The 22,597-nt window shown below is 50.2% G+C and carries 23 protein-coding genes and 2 pseudogenes; 11 read left to right on the top strand and 14 right to left on the bottom strand.

The window, feature by feature from the left end:
* The first annotated feature begins 40 nt into the window (after positions 1 to 40).
* The 4 genes from ABGV42_RS13735 to ABGV42_RS13720 all read left to right on the top strand — a co-directional run bounded on the left by ABGV42_RS13735 (position 41) and on the right by ABGV42_RS13720 (position 4,531).
* The gene (locus ABGV42_RS13735) at positions 41 to 1,177 is read left to right on the top strand and encodes a sensor histidine kinase (RefSeq protein WP_347382138.1); all 1,137 of its coding nucleotides are present in this window, start codon (positions 41 to 43) and stop codon (positions 1,175 to 1,177) included.
* Positions 1,178 to 1,301: 124 nt separating this feature from the next.
* Entirely contained in the window at positions 1,302 to 2,033 is a 732-nt protein-coding gene (locus ABGV42_RS13730) for a HAMP domain-containing protein (protein WP_347382137.1), read from the top strand.
* Positions 2,023 to 3,882 carry a transglycosylase domain-containing protein gene (locus ABGV42_RS13725; RefSeq protein WP_347382136.1) on the top strand — a complete coding sequence of 620 codons (1,860 nt, stop codon included), beginning with the start codon at positions 2,023 to 2,025 and terminating at the stop codon, positions 3,880 to 3,882. Before ABGV42_RS13730 ends, ABGV42_RS13725 begins: the two co-directional genes overlap by 11 nt.
* Positions 3,883 to 3,985: 103 nt before the next feature.
* Positions 3,986 to 4,531: a DUF2569 domain-containing protein gene (locus ABGV42_RS13720; RefSeq protein WP_347382135.1), complete on the top strand. Its 546-nt coding sequence runs from the start codon at positions 3,986 to 3,988 to the stop codon at positions 4,529 to 4,531.
* A 132-nt stretch (positions 4,532 to 4,663) separates the two neighbouring features.
* On the opposite strand, the gene ABGV42_RS13715 is transcribed toward ABGV42_RS13720, so the two are convergent.
* The 12 genes and pseudogenes from ABGV42_RS13715 to ABGV42_RS13660 form a co-directional block, all read right to left on the bottom strand.
* Positions 4,664 to 5,113 carry a threonine/serine exporter family protein gene (locus tag ABGV42_RS13715; RefSeq protein WP_347382134.1) on the bottom strand — a complete coding sequence of 150 codons (450 nt, stop codon included), beginning with the start codon at positions 5,111 to 5,113 and terminating at the stop codon, positions 4,664 to 4,666.
* An 18-nt stretch (positions 5,114 to 5,131) separates the two neighbouring features.
* Positions 5,132 to 5,893, bottom strand: a complete 762-nt coding sequence (locus tag ABGV42_RS13710) for a threonine/serine exporter family protein (protein ID WP_347383233.1) — start codon at positions 5,891 to 5,893, stop codon at positions 5,132 to 5,134.
* A gap of 285 nt (positions 5,894 to 6,178) precedes the next feature.
* A complete protein-coding gene (locus ABGV42_RS13705) occupies positions 6,179 to 6,484 on the bottom strand; it encodes a hypothetical protein (protein WP_095289295.1) in 306 nt (101 codons plus the stop codon).
* A 64-nt stretch (positions 6,485 to 6,548) separates the two neighbouring features.
* Positions 6,549 to 7,592, bottom strand: coding sequence for a S66 family peptidase (locus ABGV42_RS13700; protein ID WP_347382133.1), 1,044 nt, complete (start codon positions 7,590 to 7,592; stop codon positions 6,549 to 6,551).
* A 94-nt stretch (positions 7,593 to 7,686) separates the two neighbouring features.
* Positions 7,687 to 9,024 carry a DUF4179 domain-containing protein gene (locus tag ABGV42_RS13695; RefSeq protein ID WP_347382132.1) on the bottom strand — a complete coding sequence of 446 codons (1,338 nt, stop codon included), beginning with the start codon at positions 9,022 to 9,024 and terminating at the stop codon, positions 7,687 to 7,689.
* Between the two features lie 2 nt (positions 9,025 to 9,026).
* A complete protein-coding gene (locus ABGV42_RS13690) occupies positions 9,027 to 9,536 on the bottom strand; it encodes a sigma-70 family RNA polymerase sigma factor (RefSeq protein ID WP_347382131.1) in 510 nt (169 codons plus the stop codon).
* Positions 9,537 to 9,742: 206 nt separating this feature from the next.
* Positions 9,743 to 10,267, bottom strand: coding sequence for an ankyrin repeat domain-containing protein (locus ABGV42_RS13685; protein WP_347382130.1), 525 nt, complete (start codon positions 10,265 to 10,267; stop codon positions 9,743 to 9,745).
* 16 nt (positions 10,268 to 10,283) lie between these two features.
* A complete protein-coding gene (locus ABGV42_RS13680) occupies positions 10,284 to 10,682 on the bottom strand; it encodes an NUDIX domain-containing protein (RefSeq protein WP_347383232.1) in 399 nt (132 codons plus the stop codon).
* 153 nt (positions 10,683 to 10,835) lie between these two features.
* Positions 10,836 to 11,327: pseudogene (locus tag ABGV42_RS13675) on the bottom strand (GNAT family N-acetyltransferase); the annotation flags it as partial.
* A 172-nt stretch (positions 11,328 to 11,499) separates the two neighbouring features.
* A complete protein-coding gene (gene speD, locus ABGV42_RS13670; RefSeq protein WP_347382129.1) occupies positions 11,500 to 12,336 on the bottom strand; it encodes an adenosylmethionine decarboxylase in 837 nt (278 codons plus the stop codon).
* A 112-nt stretch (positions 12,337 to 12,448) separates the two neighbouring features.
* Positions 12,449 to 13,027, bottom strand: a complete 579-nt coding sequence (locus ABGV42_RS13665; protein WP_347383231.1) for a DUF1273 domain-containing protein — start codon at positions 13,025 to 13,027, stop codon at positions 12,449 to 12,451.
* Between the two features lie 54 nt (positions 13,028 to 13,081).
* Positions 13,082 to 14,176, bottom strand: a complete 1,095-nt coding sequence (locus tag ABGV42_RS13660; RefSeq protein WP_347382128.1) for an RluA family pseudouridine synthase — start codon at positions 14,174 to 14,176, stop codon at positions 13,082 to 13,084.
* 190 nt (positions 14,177 to 14,366) lie between these two features.
* On the opposite strand from ABGV42_RS13660, the gene ABGV42_RS13655 reads away from it, so the two are divergent.
* Positions 14,367 to 14,774, top strand: coding sequence for a hypothetical protein (locus ABGV42_RS13655; RefSeq protein WP_347382127.1), 408 nt, complete (start codon positions 14,367 to 14,369; stop codon positions 14,772 to 14,774).
* Positions 14,775 to 14,920: 146 nt separating this feature from the next.
* Here ABGV42_RS13655 and ABGV42_RS13650 read toward each other — a convergent pair whose 3' ends face one another.
* On the bottom strand, positions 14,921 to 15,631 hold the full coding sequence (locus ABGV42_RS13650; protein WP_347382126.1) for a GT-D fold domain-containing glycosyltransferase: 711 nt from the start codon (positions 15,629 to 15,631) through the stop codon (positions 14,921 to 14,923).
* Positions 15,632 to 15,879: 248 nt separating this feature from the next.
* Here ABGV42_RS13650 and ABGV42_RS13645 point away from each other — a divergent pair, with 248 nt between their 5' ends.
* The 5 genes from ABGV42_RS13645 (at position 15,880) to ABGV42_RS13625 (ending at position 21,150) form a co-directional block, all read left to right on the top strand.
* Positions 15,880 to 16,569: a glycosyltransferase gene (locus ABGV42_RS13645; protein WP_347382125.1), complete on the top strand. Its 690-nt coding sequence runs from the start codon at positions 15,880 to 15,882 to the stop codon at positions 16,567 to 16,569.
* Between the two features lie 18 nt (positions 16,570 to 16,587).
* A complete protein-coding gene (locus ABGV42_RS13640; RefSeq protein WP_347382124.1) occupies positions 16,588 to 17,577 on the top strand; it encodes a polysaccharide biosynthesis protein in 990 nt (329 codons plus the stop codon).
* Positions 17,578 to 17,609: 32 nt separating this feature from the next.
* Positions 17,610 to 19,109 carry a nucleotide sugar dehydrogenase gene (locus ABGV42_RS13635; protein WP_347382123.1) on the top strand — a complete coding sequence of 500 codons (1,500 nt, stop codon included), beginning with the start codon at positions 17,610 to 17,612 and terminating at the stop codon, positions 19,107 to 19,109.
* Complete coding sequence (locus ABGV42_RS13630) at positions 19,096 to 19,842, top strand: class I SAM-dependent methyltransferase (protein WP_347382122.1); 747 nt, start codon at positions 19,096 to 19,098, stop codon at positions 19,840 to 19,842. Before ABGV42_RS13635 ends, ABGV42_RS13630 begins: the two co-directional genes overlap by 14 nt.
* 129 nt (positions 19,843 to 19,971) lie before the next feature.
* The gene (locus tag ABGV42_RS13625; RefSeq protein WP_347382121.1) at positions 19,972 to 21,150 is read left to right on the top strand and encodes a glycosyltransferase family 2 protein; all 1,179 of its coding nucleotides are present in this window, start codon (positions 19,972 to 19,974) and stop codon (positions 21,148 to 21,150) included.
* 229 nt (positions 21,151 to 21,379) lie between these two features.
* Here ABGV42_RS13625 and ABGV42_RS13620 read toward each other — a convergent pair whose 3' ends face one another.
* Entirely contained in the window at positions 21,380 to 21,904 is a 525-nt protein-coding gene (locus tag ABGV42_RS13620) for a DUF5412 family protein (RefSeq protein WP_347382120.1), read from the bottom strand.
* Between the two features lie 157 nt (positions 21,905 to 22,061).
* Here ABGV42_RS13620 and ABGV42_RS13615 point away from each other — a divergent pair.
* A pseudogene (locus ABGV42_RS13615) lies at positions 22,062 to 22,354 on the top strand (Rpn family recombination-promoting nuclease/putative transposase); the annotation flags it as partial.
* Between the last annotated feature and the right edge of the window lie 243 nt (positions 22,355 to 22,597).

The raw sequence follows: 22,597 nt of genomic DNA, 5'->3' as shown, positions 1-22,597 counted from the left end.
TTGCTTGGCGGTGGAAGCACATGAGCAGGGAGTCTTGAAGATGAATTCAAAACTAATTAATACGGTCCGGTGGAAATTTATCTATGCCTTTCTGCTGAGTGGGATTTTGACGGCGGCTATTTTGTTTGGCGGCAGCAAAGTTGTGCAATCCATGTTGGCAGCCCAGGATTATCCCAATTACTCCATTCCGGCCAGGGGAGTCAGGTGGCTGATCAACCACATTGGTTCTGCTCCGCTGATGATTATAATCGGCGTGCTAGCTTTTGTGCTGTTCTTTTTCCTGTTCACGCGCAGAGTGATGCTGGTTCTGGACGAAATTACTGCCGGCATCCAGGAGGTAGCCAAAGGAGAGTTGTCACACCGGATCGAGGTGAAGACATCGGATGAATTCGGCGTCGTTGCTGCCAGTATCAATCAAATGGCCGAGCAGTTGCAGCAGTCGCTGCAGGAAGAACGAAGTGCGGTAGCAGCCAAGAATGACTTGATCACAGGTATCTCTCATGATCTCAGAACGCCGCTGACCTCCATTCTTGGTTTCCTGGAGTACATTGAGAAGGATCGGTACCAGGACGAGATCGAAATGCGTTATTATGTCAGCATTGCTTATGAGAAATCATTAACATTAAGGAAACTGATTGACGATTTATTTGAATATACGCGTGTTAGCGGAGGAAGCCTTCCCTTATCTCTGATACCTCTCAATCTGAATCCGTTCCTGATGCAGCTGGCCGAGGAGTTTGCGCCAATGCTGGAAGAAGCGGGCATGACGTACAAAATCACTGGTGGTCAGGAGCCGATCTGGATTATGGCCGCTCCCGGAGAGCTTGTCCGGGCCTACGAGAATCTGTTCAGTAATGCAATCCGGTATGGAGCACAGGGGAAAGTTGTTGAGATTGCATTATCCCATGATGAGGGAGAAGCAGTGGTCCGCATCAGTAATTACGGGGAAGCTATCCCTGCCCAGGATCTGCCCCGCTTGTTCGAAAGGTTCTACCGGGTCGACAAATCCCGCTCGCGTGACACGGGAGGAACAGGACTTGGTCTGGCAATTGCTAAATCCATGATTGAGTTGCACCATGGCCGCATCGCCGCATTCAGTGAGAACGGCAGAACGGATTTTGTGACCCGTTTCCCGCTGGCTCCTGCCTCTGTTCATCGTGATCCGAAGGAACGGTAAAGGTAACAGAAGCAGCGCATGTTAAGAAAATGATAAGAAGTTAACTACTTCTTTATTAAGAAGTATTCGGTAAACTTAACCTCAATCCACATAAGGAACTGTATAATGGAGGAGGAGACCGAATATGAGAGGTTCATTACGTACAGTCAGATTAAGATACATATACATTTGTGGAGCAAGTGCGCTGCTTAGCGCCATGCTCCTGTTTGTCGTTTATCGCATGTCACGTTTCGCTTATCATCACATCTTGTCTGAAGCCACATGGATGACTCGTCTTGTCCACTGGGGAATCAACCATGTCGGGATAAGGCCCTTCTTGATATTCATCGGAGGAGCCTTATTTGTTTTGTTCTTCTGGATTCGATCCCAGAAGATTTCAGATGATATGAACCGTATTACCTTGGGAACCCAGGAGATGGCTGCGGGGCAGATCCCTGCTCCAATTGAGGTGTTGAATGGAGGCGAGCTCCGGCAGATCGCAGCCGATCTGAATGAAATTGGGCTTCGCATGCATAAGGAGCAGTTGAATGGGCGTGAAGGTTTCGTGTCACTGTCTGGTCATACTACTCCAAGTCTCGATAAGCATTCTAATGAAAATATGAAAAGAGATGGATTGCAGCGGGTTTCCGCGCAAGCCGATTTGCCGATCAAACTGACGTTGTATGGGGTTCGTTCTGCACTGGAGGAGGTATTGAAAGGACACTGCCGGGACGAAGCCGAGAGAGAGCATTGGGTTAGGCTTGCGTATGAACAGACATTGCTGTTAAAGCATGCGCTTGAGTCTGTTCACCTGGATTCACACGAACATGCCTTCTCGGAAGAGCAGGAAGGCAAGGAGCAGCGTATTGAGAAATAAAATAAAGAAGGGAATTTATCATTTTTTTGATGCAGCGGTAGTCGTTGTTGTTTTGTTACTGATGGGTTGTCTCTATATGGTTACATACGGCGAAGCTATGGTGCGCAATCATCCGGAGGCTATAACCAAAGCCTCTTCAACCGTTATTACCGATTCGGCTGGAGCTGAAATTGCCAGATTCCGCACGCAGTCGAGCGGATTCGCAGAATATGCGGATCTCGGAGACATGCCGGAGCTGTTGATACAGGCTTTTTTGGCTACGGAAGACCGCCGCTTTTATCAGCATGAAGGGATCGATTATATCGGCATTAGCCGGGCTATTGTGCAAGATTTCGTACATATGGATTGGAGTCAGGGAGGAAGCTCCATTACGCAGCAGTTGGCCCGAAACCTGTACTTGAACGGAGAGAAAACGCTGGTGCGCAAGGTGAACGAAATGTCGATAGCCATTTCACTGGAGAAGAGATTTAACAAGGATGAGCTGCTGGAAATGTATCTGAATCATATTTATATGGGACGCCAGCAGTATGGAGTGAAAGCCGCCGCTCGGCGTTACTTCGGCATTGAAGACCTACGTGAGCTTGAGCTATGGCAGATCGCTACTTTGGCGGCAATTCCCAAGGGACCTTCCATATATAATCCGGTGGATGATGATGAGCGATCCAAGCAAAGGCGTTCCGTTATCCTTACTTTAATGCACGAACAAGGTCTGATTACCAAAGAACAGATGCAGGAAGCGCGCCGCGTGGACTACACGCCACCTGAAGCAGCAGCTGGGTCTGCTGCAGATCAACCTATGCCGGATTATATTTCTGCGGTGGATGCAGTGATGTTGGAAGCGGTTCGTCTCACAGGCAAACGTGAAACAGACATTCAATCCGCTGGATGGACCATTCACACCGGACTCGACAGACAGGCACAGCTTGCCATGGAGGAAGCATTCCGTGACCCCTCACGGTTTAGCGATGATCGGGAAGATGAACAAGTGCAGGCAAGTATGGTTATTGTTGATCAGCATAATGGTGAAGTGAAAGCAATGATGGGTGGACGTGACCCTGTAACAGGTGGCATCAACCGGGCAATCACGGACGCGAGGCAGCCTGGTTCGGCATTTAAGCCGATTATTGCGTACGGTCCGGCTCTGGAATCCGGGCAGTTCAAGCCGGACAGCATGTTGCCTGACAAACGCTTATCCTATGGCAGCTATCGACCAAGCAATCTGGGAGGGCAGTATAGAGGGTCTGTCACGATGTCATTTGCACTCCAGAAGTCCATTAATGCACCGGCGGTATGGCTGCTAGATCAGATCGGGCTGAAACAGGCACATGAGTTTGCAAGCCGATTAGGGATTGAACTGGATCAGGAAGATTTCAACCTCTCCATTGCATTGGGAGGCGTACATACAGGAGTATCCCCGCTGAAAATGGCCCAGGCCTATTCCGTATTTGCCAATGATGGCAGATTCAATACCGCACATCTAATTCGAGAAATCAGGGACGCAAACGGACGAATCATTTACGCATACCGACCCGAAAATAAGCAGGTGATCACATCCAATACAGCTCGTGCAATGACCAAGATGCTGCAAAATGTGGTTAGCCAGGGAACGGGCAGCCGTGCCCAGCTGAGCCATTACAACGTGGCTGGAAAGACAGGAACGACACAGGCAGCAGTACCTGGAATCAGCAGGGATGGTAATCGGGATTTGTGGTTCGTCGGTTATACAAGTAAGTGGACTGCAGCTGTCTGGATGGGATTTGACTATACCGATGCAGAACATTATATGCGATCGGGCAGCGGAGCAGCGGCAGATTTGTTTGCATCAGTAATGAACCGGACAGGTCGGTAGAGCTGAATGGATCCAACTTTGTGTCTTTTCTTTCCTGATTAACAACACAAAATATGGATTATGAGGTATAATGTACGCTTCACCGGTTTGGAGGGAGGATGAGATGGGAGATCAAGAACGTAACACCGATGTCGATACAAGATCATTGTTTTCCGAACCCGGAACAAGGACGGAGCTGCCTGGAATATCCGGCTTGGGCGGCTGGCTTATTCTAATCCAGATTAGCTTAATTGCTTCGCTGCTGCTTCTGGTTGTGGATCTGTCCCAGGTTTCTGTTATTATGAATCCGGCCGATCGGGGAATGTTCAGCGAAGCGGATCTGGGCCTGTATTATCGTGTCATGAACCCGTTACTATGGTACGGAGCCATAAGTAACGTCATTCTTCTGATCATCGTAATTGTAAATTTGGTTCTGTTGTACATGAAAAAAAGGCAGTTTCCGCGGATGATGATCCTGCTGTACTTGGCTAATGTGCTCGCTGCCATCGGGACATGGATCATGATTGGTCAGACGGAGATTCCAGGCGCGCTGAACGCGTTCGAGACAACACCTGCACGGAATTTAACTATCAGATCGATACTGACCTGCTGTATCTTCATTCCATATTTTCTGAAGTCAGTCCGGGTGAAAAACACATTCGTAAAATAATCCGTTCGTACCTAAGCAATCAGCCAAAAAACATTACATGTCATAAGGCCCGTTACGTTCAGGTTAAACCCTGATATAACGGGCCTTTTCTATTACCGTCTGTTGTATAGTGAAGATGTAATTCAAAACCGATTATGATTTTGCCCTTAGGGCGCCAGGCATCCGGCGTATCATCTGGTTGAGAACTTCCGAGAGTACGAGTCCTACAGCGATGGCTCCGGATAACATTAGTGCTTTGGCAGCCATCTCCATGGCCGCACTATAGTCATTTTGTACAAAGCTGCGCATGGCGTTATACGCGAGACCGCCAGGGACCAGTGGAATGATACCGGCGACGCTGAAGATAATGACTGGCGCCCGGAACAGGCGGGAGAACATCTGGCTGATAACACCGACGGCAATGGTAGCTGCAAGTGTCGCAGGAACGGCATCCGCCGCGTATTCAAGCACGACATAGATGATCCAGCCGATCATGCCGACAAAGCCGCCATGAAGCAGCATGCGGCGTGGTGCATTAAATATAATGCCAAACGCAGCCGAAGCGACAAAGCTGGTCAGAGCCTGTTCTATAAAATGAAGCATATCCTGCATACCTCCGTCTTACGTAAAAAGTGAAAATACAACCGCAATGCCTGTACCAATCGCAAACGCAGTCAGGAACGCCTCCGCTCCCTTGGATAATCCGGACACCAGATGTCCAGCCATCAGATCACGCACAGCATTGGTAATCAGAAGTCCTGGTACGAGCGGCATGACCGATCCGATAATGATTTTGTCGCGTTCGTGTCCTGCTCCAATCGCAACAAGTAAGAAGGCGAGCAAACCAATCACAAAAGCAGCGCTCAGCTCTGCGAAAAACTTAACCCGTACAAGCCGGTGGAAAACAATGACTGCTGCATAACCGATCCCTCCACAGATTACAGCAGGCAGGAAGTCGTCCCAGCCTCCGCCGAACATAATGGTAAAACAACCGCTCGAAAGAGCCGCAGCAAGCAGCTTTACCCTTGCAGAATAGGAAGAGGGTTTACCTTCAATCTGCAGCAGCAGATCATGGGCTTCCTGAACGGAAAGTTCCCCTTGGCCTATGCGGCGGGAGACGGCGTTCACTTCGGACACCTTATCCAGATCTGTGGTGCGCTCGGAGATCCGAATCAGCTTGGCTGGTTCGGTGGCATCGACCGAGAAAAAGATACCTGTCGGTACAACATAGCTATGTGAATGAGGGAGTCCCAGGGCGGCAGCCATCCGTTTCATTGTGTCTTCCACACGGTAGGTTTCACCCCCGCTTTGCAGCATGATTTTGCCTGCCAACAAGCAGATGGCAATCACGCGGGACTGTTCAGTTGTATTCTTTTCCGGGATCTCCTTCTCGGTCTGGACCGTGGGAAGAGGATCGTGAGGGTTGTGTTCCAAGCGGGATCATGCTCCGTTTCTTATGAGATAAGGCCTGGGGCCGACACCATTGTATCATATTTCACACGTTAACACGGAAACATACCGCACGAGCACATCAAGTCTAGTGAATACCGTTTATTCCAATCACTTGAACAATTTACTGGCAGCACCAAAAAGGCTTCGTCCCTAACCCACGGAGGGAACATACAGGAGCGAAGCCTTCGAATGTTGCGCTGATGCACATTGCATGGACTACATTAACAGGGTAATAACCAGCAGCTCATACAGCACGAGTGGCAGAATGGTTGGTCCAAACAGTGCGCGCGGCTCCGGGTACCCATGCATTGGCGTAACCTGAAGATACAGAATTCCGCGATCTGCACTGATGATGACACCTTCCCATACCTGACCATCGATATTTTGGACCTGTACCTTCTGGCCCACATATTGCCGGGCTGTATGATGAAGCATATTCCGCACACTTTGCACGGATTGGAGCATCGGTTGATTGGCCTGGTAGACAACGCGTGCGGACGGCGTGGATGTGGATTCAGACATGGTGCACAACCCTTCCTCGAAATAAGTTCTTACTTCAAGGTATGCATGTGCCTACAAAAGGTGATTACACAAATGACATCTGAAGTGCCCCGCATCCAGCCTGATAATCGACGCTGCCCAGTGCTCCATTTACAAAAGTAATCTGTGGGGGGATGTGACCGAGATCGACATCGTAAAGTACAGGCACATTCAGATCACCCAGTGCCGAGGACAGGGCATCGGTGAAGTTGAAATCTCCGGTATCCGAATAACCCGCTGGTCTCCCAAACATAAATCCTTTCACGCCCGCAAACCAGCCGGCCTGTCTCATCTGCCACAGATGACGATAAATATCCCCTGCGTTCATCTCACAGCTCTCCAAATACCAGATGGTTCCTTCATCTGCACAGTACTGATCCAGATACGAAGCAACCGGGGCATAAGGAGTGCCAATTAGGCAGGTGATCGTATCCATGCAGCCGCCAATCAGTCGTCCCGAGAACGTAACCGAGGTGTTCTCATCATCCGGTTGACCGAGAAGTTTCCAGCGAGTAGGGGTATCCAGATTGAAACCGGGTAACTCCCGTATCCAGGCCGATTGATAATGAGTGGAAGAGGATTGCGTAAGCTGTCCTCCCTGCCCCGTCTGTAATACATCAATCCAGCGGGCGGTCACAGGATCAAGCTCGGTGGCTCTGAGATCCACATAATTGGTGCCATGTGCTGTAGCTGTTCCCGTGAGCAGGGTATAGGCGAATAAAAAGGTACTGATGTCCGAATAGCCCATGACCCATTTGGGAGGCAAGGTCCGAAGGGCTTCCCAATCCAGCAGAGGCAGAATATCCATCAGAAACTCTCCGCCCCACGGCGGGATAATGGCCTGTATAGACGGATCACGGAAAAAGGCATTCAATTCATCAGCACGATTTTCCTTGGATGAACTTACACATTTGATATTTTGCCGCAGCGAGAGGCTTTCCTGAACGTGAAAACCAAGCCGCTCCATATTGCGCTTGCTCTCATTTAGATAATGATGCAGGGATTCATCCACACCACTAGAAGGTGCGGCTATACCAATGGTGTCTCCTGAAGCAAGTGGCCGGGGGTAACGGATGGAACGGGTATTCATTGTCTACGCCTCCGTTTCTGTTCATCATTGTTCTTTGTTAGGTGATTTCCATTATATAGAATATCTCTGTTTATTCCAGCCGCTATTTTAGCAATTAGTTGTCTAATGGAATTTCGAGAGAGAAGGGTGAGCGTACTTGTACAGGGTAAGAGAATATCTCCAGAGTTAGTTTACCTTTGGCGGAGGCGCCATTTTCGATGGTAATCCAAGCTTCAGAATCTCCATGTTCACCTGAGGGGCTCCAACCTGCTTCTTTGAGATTGAAAGCTTTACCTGTACTATCCTCTATATTTGTAAATGAGAGTCCGTATGACGACTCTTTAGAGTTTGTAATAGAGAAATGTATTACTAGATCCTTATCTTTAACCTTGTTATGAGCAAGGAGTTTTAAGTTCTGTGGTCCTCCTTCTATTTTGTTTGTTGCCAGATCAACACTTATTTTAAGTTCTTCTTTATCAAGAGCTGCTAAACCAGCCCCCTGCAAAGTCAGCTTCTTCGGAATGGAGAAATACATACTCTCAAAGTAAATGGAACGTTCGTCATCGCCACCCATCGTTGTGTCCGTTCTCCATGCACGCCCTTGCTCATCGACCAGTTGAAGATCGCTGAGCCCAAATACCTTCTTGGTATTCTTGGGATCGAATGTTACATCAAGCACGAGACGAGTGGGATAAAGCGTAGCTTGTTTGACATCAATACGCTGCCCATCTACCGTTAATGTTTGATTCACCGGCAGGACTCTCTTCATGCCTTTGGTTAAATTTTTGTCTACCGGTAAAGTGATCTTCCATTCTCCAGGATTCGCTTTACCTCTGGTTTTGAACACCACACTCAGCTCGTCGGGAGGGGTGGCCTCGTCGGTAAAAACAACATCAATCATATTCTCATAAACATTCTCGTCTGAGGTGGGTTTGGGTGAAGAATAACCAAATGCAACAGGAAGATTCTTGCCATTCTCATCAAGCAAGTCGATATCATACTCACCCTTCTCCGGATCCTTCATGCCCTTCATTGTATAAAAAATGACCATGCGTGACTCGTCAGTGATGATGCCGTCCACGGTCACGGAAACACCGTCATGCTCGTCGGTAATGCCGACCTTCTGCAATAGGGATTGATCAACCGCCATCTGTAACCCTTTATCCTGGCGGATCATGCTGACGATGCCTTCCATGACAGGCCACTGCTCCACAAAGGACGCGAAGGCGGGAGAGACACGGATGCAGCCGGTAAACAGCAGAATCATGGCTGCTGCCGAGATGGAGCTCATATACCAGCGTGCCCGGGATTTGCGCCTGCGGGCAGCACGACGTATTCCGGTCTTCACAGACTGCTGCACAGCGGCATCCGGAACGGGGATCATATCGTATTCCGTTTTACGTCCATGCAGACGGTTTTCCAGTTCCTCAAAGGGCTTCTGTTCATCGGTCATGATCATGTATCTCCTTTCATTTCCAGTTGATTACGAAGCTGTCCAAGTGCCCGGTGCAGTCGGGATTTGACCGTACCAACCGGGATTTCGAGAATATCCGCCGTTTCGGTGAGGGAGAATCCTTCGAAATAACTCAGGATAATAATCTGCTTACAATCCGGGTCCAATGCAGATACTGCAGCGGCGAGATCCGTGTCTTCGGGCCGATCCCAGCTGCTTGGTTCGTGCATCTCTGTGACGGGGCTGTAACGGTTCTTTCGTTTGCGCTCGTCTGCACAGTAATTGAGCAGGATACGAATGAGCCAGGTGCCGAAGTAGGAAGGCTCTTTTAGCTTTTTTAGTTTGCGGTATGCTCGGTATGTAGACTCCTGTATCGCTTCCAGGGCATCACCTTCGTTGTGCAGGTATGCATAAGCGATCCGATACAGGCGGCTCTGATGCATTGCCATCAAGGCTGCAAAAGCCTCAGCATCCCCTTTTTGTGCGGCAACGGTAAGCTCTGTAGGGGTCACATGGTGCCTCCTTTCATGGCTCTGTTTCGTATTAGACCGTGTGAAGGGCCAATCGGTTCTTGCTTTTAGAAAAATATGTAGATCATTGCTCAAATTCTCGTTCAATACCTTGGATTAGATCGCAAACAACCGCCAGGCCGTCTTATTGTAATTCAACAAGAGTCCTGACGGTTATTCATGGTGTGTCTCACGATGGCTACGAATGATTACTGTTTCGTTGCAGCTGCTTCTCGAAGATATGATGCCGTAGAAGTGTAGCCGCGTTCGGTTGCGATGTCCAGCGCAGTTTGACCCGCTGAATTCAGTGCATTCGGGTCCGCACCATGCTGAAGCAGCAGATGAATCAGTTCAGCCTGATCCGTATGAAATGCTGCGGAATGGAGTGCATTCTGTCCGTCGCTGTCAAGGATGCTGCAAGATGCTCCATGTTCCAGCAACAGACGAATGACTTCAGAAGAACGCTCCCCTGCAAGCGCTGCATGCAGTGCCGTATTGGAAGGAATAAAGGCGATTCTAGAATGGGAAATGGCATTTACATCAGCCCCATGATTCAGAAGAGTATGCACCGCACCTGCTTGTCCATAATGCGAGGCATAACCCAACGGGGTGAGCCCATCTCCATTCTCGATGTTGGCCAGCTCAGGGAAGGAAGCAAGAAGCGATTGCAGGTTCGCCACATCACCGTGTTGTGCTGCCTGGAATAATGCTTGAATTGCGTCGGATTGATGCATACGAATAACCTCCATTTTAATCCAAATAAAGTCGCTTGGCTGCTTCTAGGCCGGGTACGGCAAAACAGGCGAGCGGAGAAGGCAGGTCATCTAGCGGGAACCAGCCGATCTCGCCAATCGCTCCGCCTTCTTCCAGGTTCCGGGCGATGCCGCGGATATTCCGGGCCGAGTAGAGGACCGATATCCAGTGCTCTTCTCGTTCAGGACGAATCGTCTCAGCGGTGCAGAGTAATTGATCGATGGTAATATCCAGATCCACTTCTTCCTTGATCTCCCGGATGACCGCCGTTTCCAGTGATTCGTAAGGATCGACTTTGCCCCCGGGAATACTCCATGTGTACTGTTCCGGCTGACGATTCCGCCATACCAAAAGCACTTCATTACGTTCGTTCAGGATAACGGCCCCTACACCAATACGAGGTTGGTCGGAAGCAGCAACAGGCAGTGTGGACGCTGCGTAGTCGGATTTCTGTTTCGCTGATGTTGATGTGGATTGAAAAGACAACGGAAGTCCGGTCTGAGCTGCCCATTCCTCAGCCAGAATGCTCATGGAGATCAGGTCATAATGGGTTCCATCCCGTAATACAGCGGAGCGCTGCCGTCCTTCCTCCCGGAATCCGGCTTTCACATACGCGCGTCTGGCGGCTTCGTTGTATTCGATCACTTCCAGCGCGATCCGGTTCAGATTCAGTTCATGAAATCCATAGCGAATAATCAGGGCAAGGGCATCACTCCCGTATCCCTGCCCACGATCCTTATCTTCACCAATGCCAATAGCAAGGCGAGCCGATCGATTGTTCCATTCAATCCGGTAGAGGGCGGTAAATCCAATAAATCGATTGTCCTCCAGCGTTCGCAGGGCAAATTCAAACCCGTTGTCTCTTCGGACAGCAGAAGAACCTGTCTCATCGGGGGTTAGCGGAACTGCTATATCTGTATCCAGGTTGCGCAAATATTCGTAATTGTCCGTGTAACGTGCCAGACGCATGCAATCTTCCGGGCATGGGGCGGCGAGCCGGACTTTGGAGCCGTGAAAAGCATTCAAGTGACGTGGAGCCATGCTGCGTGCACCTCTTTTATTATTAATCTGTTTTAGGTCGTGCTGTCTGAAAAAGTCTCGTATGGTTATTATACTATGGATACCAATCAATTGCCGAAAGACAGCAAAAAGGCTCTGCCGACTCGGTTGTCAGCAAAGCCCTGTTAGTGGGGCACATAGCCCGATGTTTGGATTACAACGAATCAGAATTCAGTACAGAAGGACGGTTTATATTTTTGCCATAATAAATCTCGTCCATCTCCAGCTTGAGCCACTCCGTAATTTCATGCTGTTCCGCCTGACTCAGTTTATCCTTCGTATAACCAAAGAGGTAGTTGTCGAGATCAAATGCCTTCAGCTTGCATTTCGTGTGGAAAATATTTTCCTGATACACGTTTACGTCAATCATGTCAAAGCCTTTTTTGATCTCGTCCGGAATATAATTCTGAATCGAACCGATCTCGTGGTCAATAAACAGCTTACGGCCGCTCGTATCCCGCGTGAAACCACGTACCCGATAATCCATGATCATAATGTCCGTGTCAAACGAATGGATCAGATAATTCAGTGCCTTCAGCGGCGAGATTTCCCCACAGGTGGAAACATCGATGTCGGCACGAAAGGTACTGATCCCTTCACTGGGGTGGAATTCGGGATACGTATGCACGGTGATATGGCTTTTGTCGAGCTGCATAACGACATTGTCCGGGAGCGGACCCGGGGATTCCTCAAAAGATTCCTCCGGAACCTCCACGATGGGACCTTCCGAGACAAGCATCGTCACGCTGGCCCCTTGGGGGACATAATCCTGCTGCGCGATATTGAGCACATGCGCACCAATGATGTCCGCGACATTTTTCAGAATTTTGCTCAGCCGATCCGCGTTGTACTGTTCATCGATATATTCAATATAAGCTTCGCGTTCTTCTTTGGTTTTCGTGTAGCAGATGTCGTACATGTTGAAGCTCAGCGACTTGGTCAGGTTGTTGAACCCATGCAGTTGAATGCGCTGCTCTGGCGTTAATGTCATGGCTGCAGTTCCCCTTTATCCATACGACATGGTAATCGCAGTTTTAATACTACTTATACCCAACCTTTCGCCAAAAAAAACATAAGTATGAATTCCGGCTTATCCAGCTGCATTAGAATGAGGGGTCCTCATACTCGCTTACGCTGTTCATCCGCTCGTCCTCGGCGATGGACTGAATATCCTCGGAAGTGACACTGATGATCGTGTAATCCTCATTCTGCTGTTTCTTCACGGCTTTTTCCTTAACGAAACGGGGGCTGCCCTCTGCGGCATCCTCATCATAGACCAGCAGGATGCCATCGCTTTTGCGCAGCAGCAGGTCATCCCGTGCTGTAAATTGCCATGGGCCGATGTAAGGCTGCTTGCTCACCGCTCCGTAGTAATCCACGCCCTGAAGGATGGTTCGATAGTATTCCTGCTTGTCTTCCTTCCATTGTTCCTCCGGGTTCTGAAACGCAGTGATGATGGACAGCTTCAAGTGGGGATAGGTCTTTTTTAGCTCAAGTACCACCTCGCAGGCCCACAGGTCCACACCATATTGTCCAGGAGTCAGCACCCACTCCAGTCCATCCTCCACAAGCGGTGTGAGACGGGAGGAGATGGCCTTTTTGATGAAGGGAATCCCTTCATGCTTCTGCCCGAAAATTTGCAGTTCATGTGCCCGGTATCCGGTAATTAACAGGTTTTTCAGCTTAACTTCCTCCTTCTCAGCACGACTTGTCCTCTAAACGCCCAACCAACAAGATTACTTCGAAGCTGGCGCATCTGTACGGAAAGGATAGAGGAATTGCTTCGGAATATCCGTCTCGAAGGTCATGAGTTCGTCCGTCGTAGGATGAATGAAGGATAACACGCGTGCATGGAGTCCAAGACGTCCGAGTGTTTTGGTGCGAGAACCATATTTCTTGTCACCTGCAATGGGATGGCCGAGATCTTCCATATGCACGCGGATCTGGTTTTTGCGACCGGTCTCCAGCCGAACTTCGAGCAGGGAGAATTCACGGTTCGATTGAAGCCGTTTATAGTGTGTAACCGCATGCTGTCCATCATTGGGACGTGGACTGGAGTACATCTTCAGCGTTTTGCTCTCCTTCAGCCACGAAGAAATGGTGCCCACGGGTTTGGCTACCTGACCTTCGACAAGTGCCACGTATACGCGTTCCTGCACCTTGTCCTTCCAGTTGTCCTGCAGATTCTGCTTCACTTCTTCACTCTTCGCAAACATCATGACACCTGATGTATCCCGATCCAGCCGGTGTACGACAAAAATCCGGTTTCGCGAATCCGTGCGGCGTACATGTTCGGTCAGCTGACGATAAGCGGTAAGCTCATCGCTGCGATCCGCAGCAATGGACAACAATCCAGCTTCCTTGCGAATGACAATGATATCATCATCCTCATGCAAAATCGTAAGTCCTGACATGGTAGGGGCGGCTACTGCACCTTCTTTGCTGATGGATACGATCTGCCCTGGTGTCAGCGCATGATTAAACTTGGTGATCACCTTCTGATCCACGGATACTTGTCCGCGGCCCAGGATGGACTTAACCGCATTCCGGCCTGATTTTAGATGTTGGAGCAGGAAGTTCAGCAGCTCATCCGGCTCAGTTACTTTATATTGGCGAGGGGGTTCCTGCTTGCGGTAATGGGCATTGCCCGCGCGTTTAGGAGCACCTGAATGCTTGGGTTTGGAAGCTGTCGAGGGTTTCGAACGGGATGCGGAAGCCCCAGAAGACATGGAAGTCGAAGAGTTTGCTTTCTGGGAACGTGCTGCCGAGGTACCCGCTGGTCCTTTACCTTTGGCCGATGGACGGCCTGTTGATCGATTGCGTTTATTCATGAATACTAATCTCCTTCTGAACAGCCTGTACCGCTTGTGTGCATACGATCCGTTCATTTCGTTTATGCAGTTCAATATACCATTAACCGGGTGCAAATAAAAATAGGTGGATCGAATCTGTTATCCATCCAAGCGAGCGAGAATCGAGAATCATAGAATAACGTATCCCACAGCATTGGAGGTGTTACTCTTGGGTGTATTTCTGGATATGAGAACTTCCATGAACTCGCCATTTGCAGGATTCCCCGGGGTGAACATATCAAATACCCCGGTAATGTTCGGCTCCATTGGTTTGCAGACCCTCGGAGTTTCCAATCCGATTATCACCTTGAACGGTACGATCGGCGTTATTGGTGAACCGGGAGACACGTTCGTTGTTGAGCTCGTACGCGGCAGTGTATATACTCCGGCGAATGTGATTTATCGTGCCGAAGGTACGGTTGGTGAGAACGGAGGTGTCGAATTCCATTCGTTCACGGCCCAGGATCTGGCCGCCCCGCCGGCACTGGAAAGTGTGTACTCTTCGTATATTTCGGGGGTCTCCACAGCAGTACGTACCGGACCAGAGATGTTCTATGGTATTGCAGCCACGGGCTAGTTCAATCAGCAGATGACCAAACACAAAAATCCCGGCCTCAAGTGAGGCCGGGATTTTTGCTGACAAGCATATGAACGTGATGACAATAGTATTGACTTTTCCTGATAACGAGGCTGCTCCGAAAGTTGCCGTGATCTGACCGCAGATCAGTTGGCGCGGCCATTCAAAATGATGTTGTTGGCTTTACCGAAGTCGATGGCGACTTTGCCCGCGAGTGCTGCCGTACGCTCGGCGAGTACAACGGCGTTGACTCCGCAGGAGAAAAGAGCTACATCGAAGGAATGTTGATTTAGTTCAATCCATTGCAACGTTTCTGCCATCTGATCCCAGCTATCGAAGGGGAGAGCTGCTGCAATGTTCAAATGATAGGGCTCCTGCACGAGCGCTGCACGAAGTTCCTCGATTTCGCGAGTAACGAGCAGCACCCGTCTTCCTGCAAGCATTTCCCAGAAGCGGGGCATTTGGACCAGTTCCCGATTCACACAAGCATGGCAAGTGAGCGCTGGAGAGATGCCGTAATGCGCGAACAACATGTCGGTCAGCGGTCTTTTGAGATAATCCGGAGCTTTGATTGTAAGGTCTCCGAGTGGAAGCACCCCTACCAGACTGGCCCGTTGCAGGGAAGCAGCAACCTCATCCCTGAGCTGAAGGTTGGGAAGACGAAGCCCTTTTTGACCCCGATTGGCCTTGATGGCCCAGCGCTCCTGAAGGACCTGTTCCGTAGTCCAGACGGTTTCCTGAGACATGACAATATTCTCGCCATCGCCCACCCGGACAAGAGAGAAGGGACGCTGTTCTTTGAGCGCTGCTTCAAGTTGATCAAGCACACCATCAATTTCTAGATAGATCGAATTCATGGCAGGATATGGCCTCCTTTGATAATAGAACTGCTCTATTCTATGTTCGCGCTCCGTCAACGTTTTGTACGTTCAACCCGCAGGGCCGATCTTGGGGTGTATATCAATCTATTTATATAGGAACTAGTGCAAGCGTCCGTACCGGTTCTATCTTCCTTTCATACGCTATAGAGTCGACTGCCAAAAACTATAAAAAGAACCCCATCTCCGCGCAGGAAGATTGACAGATTCGGATGAGGAGGAATGTTATGTCCAGGAAAGTCGTGATTGAGATTAATTTCAACAACTACGGGATGGACCCGCAGCGATTAACAAGAGAATGGTTGGAGCGACGAATGAGCATTTTTCGCACCTTCACACTGCACTCTCTCAAGGCGCAGACGAATCAGGATTTCCTGACGGTCGTAAAGCTGTCCAAGGAATCGGGAGAATTGATGCAGGAGATTCTTGCACAGCAGGAGCCACTTCCCAGCAATATTCGTTTTGGGACCAATATTGAGAGTGTGCGGGCGATTCTGGCATTTGCAGAGGGAGCGGAGCACATCTATATTGCCCGTCTGGATTCAGATGACCTGTATCACCGGACCTTCGTACAGCAGCTCTATGACGTGAAGCCACAGCCGCAGACGATGGCACTGATCAATCAGAACGGATACCTGTGGGATAGCGTGAATAACGAGATGGCCCCGGCGTTTCACCGTTCACCGCAATTTTATGTCTACTTATATAAAACGGCCGAGTATGCAGCAGGATACCGGGTCAAGCTCCCGGGCAGAGGCACGCATGGCAATGTCATCGATCTGCCGCACGAGCTGCTCGCTCCGCGCAATTATGTCAATATCGTTCATTCGAATAACACGTCGGTCAAAAAGGTACCGCCAAAAGACCGGTTAAGCCGGGACGAGATGGCTCAAGTATTACGCGAATTCATGATCTGATCAGGGAGGGATTCAACCATGATTAAAGGGCAAACGATTCTGATCACCGGAGGAACAGGCTCCTGGGGTCAAAAGCTGACCGAGGTATTGCTGGAGCAGGAACCGGCAGAGATTCGCATTCTATCCCGTAATGAATATGCCCAGATTGCCATGCAGCGTGATTTCGGTCATGATGCGCGCCTGCGGTTCCTCATTGGGGATATTCGGGATTACCGGGCAGTGGAGGATGCGTGCAAGGGCGTGGACGTCCTTTTTCATCTGGCTGCATTGAAACATGTTCCAGTATGCGAGGACCAGCCCGACGAAGCGTTCAAGACGAATGTCATCGGTACGCAGAACATTATCCGGGCCGCGATCCGTATGCAGATTCCCAAAGTCATCGATGTCTCGACGGACAAAGCCGTAGATCCGATTAACGTATACGGCATGACGAAGGCACTCGGCGAAAAAATGATGATCCGTGCCAATTGGCTGAGTGAACACACCAGGTTTGTCTGCATCCGCGGTGGTAACGTGCTGGGTACAAGCGGTAGTGTAGTGCCGTTATTCCGTCGCCAGATCGATGAAGGCAAAAGTCTGACCATAACGGATAAGGGAATGACCCGCTTTTTTCTGACCCGTACGGAAGCCATTTATCTGCTGCTCAAGGCGGCTGAGGCTGCGGTAGGCGGAGAGACATTTGTGATGAAAATGAAAGCCTGCAAAATGACGGATCTGGCGTCAGTCATGCTGGAACAGGCCGGACGTCCGGCGAGCGACTACAAGGTTACGGGCATACGCCCAGGTGAGAAATTGCATGAAGTGCTGATTTCGCCTTATGAGGCACCGCGCACTTATCAATACGATGAGCAATATTATGTAATCCTGCCACAGGAACCGGACAAGCGCCTGACGAATTCGTATCGTAAACTGCCTCGCGTGACTTTTTCCGAGTACCGTTCGGACGGTGACATGATGAAGCGGCAGGCCATTGCCGAATTTTTACGGGCAGGCGGCTATATCGACTAACAAGGGAGGCGGAGCGTTTGGAGGTGGAAACTATGCAAAACAAAATAAACGGCCGCTCCCTGAAAGCCGTCGTGATTGGTCTGGGTTATGTCGGACTTCCCATGGCGGTGGAGATGGCACAGGCCGGTTATCGCGTTCACGGGATTGATATTGATGAATTCAAAGTGGCAAGGCTCCGTGCAGGCGACTCTTATGTCATGGGCATTGAAGATGCGGCCATTCAATCGTTAACTCAAGCCGGGCTGTTTACGGCCGGCACGGATTATGCCGCAGTGGCGCAGGCGAATGTCATTGTCATCTGTGTACCCACGCCGCTGACGGCCGATCATCAGCCGGACATTTCCTATATTGCTGCCGCGGTGGATGGCTTGACTCCTTATTTGCAGGAGGGAAGCCTGATTATTTTGGAGAGCACGACCTACCCCGGCACAACCGAGGAGCGTGTGAAGCAGCCGCTCGAAGCAGCCACGGGCTGGACAGCAGGCGAGCAGTTTTATGTCTGTTATTCTCCCGAACGGGTGGACCCGGGCAGTGTCAGCTATGGTGTGAAAAATACCCCGAAAATTATCGGTGGCTCAACACCTGCCTGCTTATCCTACGGCCAAGAATTCTATGGCTCGTTTCTTAATGAGATCGTTCCCGTCAGTTCAACGACCGTGGCTGAAACGGCGAAGTTGTTCGAAAATACGTTTCGCAGTGTGAACATTGCACTGGTGAACGAGCTCATGCCTGCCTGTGAACAAATGGGCGTGAACATCTGGGAAGTTTTGGACGCAGCAGCAACCAAGCCGTTTGGTTATATGCCGTTCTATCCCGGCCCAGGCATCGGTGGACACTGTATCCCCATTGATCCGATCTATCTGTCCTGGGCAGCTAACCGCCAGGGATTAGATCTGCAATTCATCACACTCGCGGACGCGACCAATCGGCAGATGCCGGAGCGTGTGGTTCAGCGTGCAGCAGCACTGCTGGAACAGAACGGTACGCCGATTCAAGGAGCACGCATTGTACTAGCGGGCATGGCTTACAAAAAGGATATCGACGACTTGCGCGAATCGCCTGCACTGGATGTCTTCCGGCTGCTGAGCGCTGCGGGAGCAGAGGTTGTTTTCACCGATCCGATGGTGCCGGTCTTCCGCAAGGATGACGGCTCTGTGCTTCAGTCCCAGCCTGCAGTGCCGGGCTTGTGGACATGGGCCGATCTGGTCATCGTCACAACCGACCACTCGGGCTTTAACTATCAGGAGATGGCGGATCATGCAAAGCTCATTTTCGATACACGCAATGCGACAGCCGGAATCCACGGGGGGAATATTGTGGTGCTGGGACAGCCCAAGCGACCTCAGGCAGTAGCTGTGCAGAGTCTCCAAGAAGTGCACAGCGTGCATGGAATCAACAAAGTCACAGGAATGCCTCAGCATCGGGATGTGCAAGCGGATCGGATTGTAGATCGCGAGGACATTGTCACCTCACACAAGGAAGATGCGATACATCCGGATGAAAGATCGGGGGATAAGCATGGCGAATCATGATCGGGTAAGCGAACGCTATTACGGTGAGATCAACTCGGAAGATTCCCATGAAGCCACTCGGACCCGCATCCACTGGATGTGTAGGGAAGCAACCGGCAAACGAATCCTGGACGTTGGATGCAGTCAGGGGATTACCTCCATTCTGCTGGCGCGTGAGGGATTTCGCGTAACAGGGGTTGATCTGGAGGAAGAGAGCATCCGGTATGCACAGAGTGAACTCGCCAAAGAGTCCAAACCTGTCCGGAATAATGTGGATTTTCGCATGCTGGATATTACGCAATGGAAAGTAAAGACGACCTTCGATACGGTGCTGCTCGGAGAAGTGCTGGAGCATTTTGCCCATCCGGAAACGTTATTACTTCAAATTCACCGGCTGCTTCAGGAGGAAGGGACGCTGATCGTAACCGTGCCGTATGGCTATCATCCGTTCTATGATCACAAGCAGACGTTCTATGCAGGAAACCTGGCGATGTGTCTGATGCCTTATTTTGAAGTCTTGAAACTGGAAGTTCATCATAAATATCTATGTTGCGTGGCTCGCAAGCGGCGAAAAACACAGCTGCATATGTCGCCAACCCTCAAACAAGTGACGGAGTGGATGCAGCTGGATCATGTGCATTTCGCCGAGGTCGAGCAGAACCATCTTCGCATGATGAAACTGCGTAAGAAGGCGCTGGACCAAGCGGTGGAGCAAGTGAAGCGGCTTCGTCGTCAGGAGAATGTTGAAGGGTAACGGGATAAGAAAGAAGAGTCAGGGATAAGTAGGCGCATGTGGTAGATTGTAGATTTTAGATTGTAGATTGTAGGTTGTGCAGGGAGTCAGTCGGGAGTCAGGGCAATCTAATGAGTAAGGGAAAATAGCATGGCGATCAGAACGAAATACGCGTACGACAGGAAGGGGCACGGTGACGTGATCACCATCAGTCTGTGCATGATTGTGAAGAACGAGGAACGCACGCTTGCGCGCTGTCTGGACTCGGTAGCCGGAATCGCGGACGAAATTGTCATTGTGGATACCGGTTCGTCCGACCGTACGATGGACATTGCTGCCCAGTATACCGACCAGGTCTACACGTATGAGTGGACAGATGATTTTGCCGCCGCGCGGAACTACTCATTCGACCAGGCAACGCAGGAATATATCCTGTGGCTAGACGCGGATGATGTGCTGCTGCCAGCGGAACGGGCGAAGCTGGAGAAGCTGAAGGAGCAGCTGCCGTCCGAGGGGGAGACGGCAGCTGTGATCTTGAACTACACGCTGGCCGAGGGGCCGGAGGGAAGTCCGCTCGTGACGGACCGACGGTTGCGCCTGGTCAAGCGGGACGCGGGGTGCCGCTGGCATGGCCGGCTGCACGAGCAGCTCAGCTTCCCGGCGAGTGGGGTCATTACGGCAGATATTGCCGTCACGCACCGCCGCGAAGCAGGCCATCATTCGGCGCGTAACGTGCGCATTCTGCGCAAATGGATCGCCGAAGAGGGCGCAGCCCACGGTCGCCTGCTGTTCTACTACGCAGGCGAATGTTATGACCGCCAGCGTTATGCAGCGGCGGCTCGGGGGTACGCGAAGCTGCTGGAACAGCCTAGCGGCTATCGCGAGGATCGGCTCATTGCCTGCGCGAGGCTGGCGGAATGTTACGAACGTCTGGGTCAGCCGGGACGCAAGTTGGGTGCACTACTGCAGTCGTTCCAGTACGATCTGCCACATGCGGACTTCTGCTGTGCGATCGCAGCCTGCTTTCATGAACGGCAGGAGCTGGTCTCTGCGATCTATTGGTATATGCAGGCTGTAGACGTGAGCAGCCGCGATACGGGTCTGCGCCCGGTTCCCGCAGCATGCCGCACCTGGCTGCCGCATGCCCGGCTGTCCCTCTGTTATGCCCATCTGGGCAACTGGGAGCAGGCACTCATGCATAACACGAAAGCTCGGGAGTATCTGCCAAACGACCCCGGCCTGCTGGATAATCGTCAGAAGCTGGAAGTCATTTTGCGCAAAGAGATTCGGAATCGGGAAGAGCACAGTGAAGCACAGCCTCCGAAATAGAAGGAATAGCATTTCAGCGGTTTGGGGCGAAGTCCTTTAGAAGGAAGAATAACAAGTTAGTTAGAGACAGCGGTGTAATGAGTTCTACGCTTAACAATGAACAGCCCTAGTGGTTAAAACTTATGTGCACTGGCACTAGAATCGTCGTGAAGCAAGGACAGTTTAATAGATGTGAAACAAGCAGCCCTGCTTGCCGGGAGATTTGGCGAGCAGGGCTGCTTTTGTGTTGTTACTTTTTAGGTGACAAGCACTGCACATACTGATCCTTCATGCGCAGACTTTTGCATGCCCAGCCCCGTCCATCATAGATTTCATCTTCAATGTTGAGCGTAATAGACTCATCCGAGTATTCACTCCAGTTTTCGATCCGAAGTGTATTTTCGCCCTCCCATTCCAGATGGTTATGTCCGTGATACTCGGCGCGATAGATGGTTTTCACACTGGAGGCATCAAGATCATTCGTTTTTCTCACATCCACCCAGATGGTAACTCCACCGGCAGCACCACCGTAAGGAACACCATATATTTCAGCCGTATATTCTCCATTCTGTGAAGGCATGGAATAACTTAAATCTCCTTGGTCAGAACGATCAAATGTCGAGAAATAAGGGCGGAGCATAAAATAGGCGACGAGTACGAATATGGGTATGAATATCAATAAGGTGAATGTCGTGAGGAGGGGGTGCCTGCGAATCCATGGCTTGCGGAGCTTTGTTGTGGACGAACTCGAATTCGCCTGATGGTGTTGTTCCATTGAAGCGTTTGCCTCCTTTGGAGTCAAAAGACATGGGTATGTAGGTGGTTTTATTCATACATCAGTTAAGGCTATATTTAATGATGATATCACAGGGATTGTTTTAAGGATTACAAATAAGTTAAAAATATCCTAATATGAATGATATATTTTACTAGAGGTGCTGCAAATGAATGAACCTACGCTGAAGAAAGCGATGGATACGCTGGAGTTTTTAAGTCAGGATCGAGAGGCACGTCGTTTGTATGAAGAGTTGCAGAAGTATTTGTATGACGAAGCCTCGATGATTGAGTGGGCTACGGAAAAGGAATAGCTAGAGGATTAGTGGAAGGTGAAAAAAGAAAGGCGATTGAAATAGCAAAAAAGATGCTTTCTCTAGGAATCGAAGTTTCTGTTATCGTTCAGGCAAGCGGCTTAACCGAGTCTGAAGTTGATGCACTGAAAGATTAGAAGTGGAATTGCAAAAATCCACGAGATAATCGGTAAGATTATACTGCCGGGATATAGTAGGTTACTTGAAAAAAATGAGAAGCAGTCGTTTGTCCGAACAGGGATAAACGATTGTTTTTATTTTGGCGAAGTAGCTTCAAACGTTTTACAGTAAAACGCGGTTGCTCATTCGGGGCTGGCCCGTTAAACTAAAGGGAGCGGCGTTTTGCTTGACGGACAAGTCATGAGAACGCCATTTTGTTG

The organism is Paenibacillus pabuli (assembly GCF_039831995.1).
In the GTDB taxonomy this organism is placed as follows: domain Bacteria; phylum Bacillota; class Bacilli; order Paenibacillales; family Paenibacillaceae; genus Paenibacillus; species Paenibacillus pabuli_C.
Note: the sequence above shows the minus strand (reverse complement) of the source record. Positions and strands in the feature narration are given on the sequence as shown.

What these genes read in the sequence shown, in the direction of transcription:
- ABGV42_RS13640 (WP_347382124.1), top strand. Translation starts at nt 16,588, where the DNA reads ATGATTAAAGGGCAAACGATTCTGATCACCGGAGGAACAGGCTCCTGG.
- ABGV42_RS13735 (WP_347382138.1), top strand. Translation starts at nt 41, where the DNA reads ATGAATTCAAAACTAATTAATACGGTCCGGTGGAAATTTATCTATGCC.
- ABGV42_RS13660 (WP_347382128.1), bottom strand. Translation starts at nt 14,176, where the DNA reads ATGAATAAACGCAATCGATCAACAGGCCGTCCATCGGCCAAAGGTAAA.
- ABGV42_RS13630 (WP_347382122.1), top strand. Translation starts at nt 19,096, where the DNA reads ATGGCGAATCATGATCGGGTAAGCGAACGCTATTACGGTGAGATCAAC.
- ABGV42_RS13715 (WP_347382134.1), bottom strand. Translation starts at nt 5,113, where the DNA reads ATGCTTCATTTTATAGAACAGGCTCTGACCAGCTTTGTCGCTTCGGCT.
- ABGV42_RS13650 (WP_347382126.1), bottom strand. Translation starts at nt 15,631, where the DNA reads ATGAATTCGATCTATCTAGAAATTGATGGTGTGCTTGATCAACTTGAA.
- ABGV42_RS13620 (WP_347382120.1), bottom strand. Translation starts at nt 21,904, where the DNA reads ATGGAACAACACCATCAGGCGAATTCGAGTTCGTCCACAACAAAGCTC.
- ABGV42_RS13720 (WP_347382135.1), top strand. Translation starts at nt 3,986, where the DNA reads ATGGGAGATCAAGAACGTAACACCGATGTCGATACAAGATCATTGTTT.
- ABGV42_RS13685 (WP_347382130.1), bottom strand. Translation starts at nt 10,267, where the DNA reads ATGCATCAATCCGACGCAATTCAAGCATTATTCCAGGCAGCACAACAC.
- ABGV42_RS13625 (WP_347382121.1), top strand. Translation starts at nt 19,972, where the DNA reads ATGGCGATCAGAACGAAATACGCGTACGACAGGAAGGGGCACGGTGAC.
- ABGV42_RS13645 (WP_347382125.1), top strand. Translation starts at nt 15,880, where the DNA reads ATGTCCAGGAAAGTCGTGATTGAGATTAATTTCAACAACTACGGGATG.
- ABGV42_RS13700 (WP_347382133.1), bottom strand. Translation starts at nt 7,592, where the DNA reads ATGAATACCCGTTCCATCCGTTACCCCCGGCCACTTGCTTCAGGAGAC.
- ABGV42_RS13705 (WP_095289295.1), bottom strand. Translation starts at nt 6,484, where the DNA reads ATGTCTGAATCCACATCCACGCCGTCCGCACGCGTTGTCTACCAGGCC.
- ABGV42_RS13730 (WP_347382137.1), top strand. Translation starts at nt 1,302, where the DNA reads ATGAGAGGTTCATTACGTACAGTCAGATTAAGATACATATACATTTGT.
- speD (WP_347382129.1), bottom strand. Translation starts at nt 12,336, where the DNA reads ATGACATTAACGCCAGAGCAGCGCATTCAACTGCATGGGTTCAACAAC.
- ABGV42_RS13695 (WP_347382132.1), bottom strand. Translation starts at nt 9,024, where the DNA reads ATGACCGATGAACAGAAGCCCTTTGAGGAACTGGAAAACCGTCTGCAT.
- ABGV42_RS13635 (WP_347382123.1), top strand. Translation starts at nt 17,610, where the DNA reads ATGCAAAACAAAATAAACGGCCGCTCCCTGAAAGCCGTCGTGATTGGT.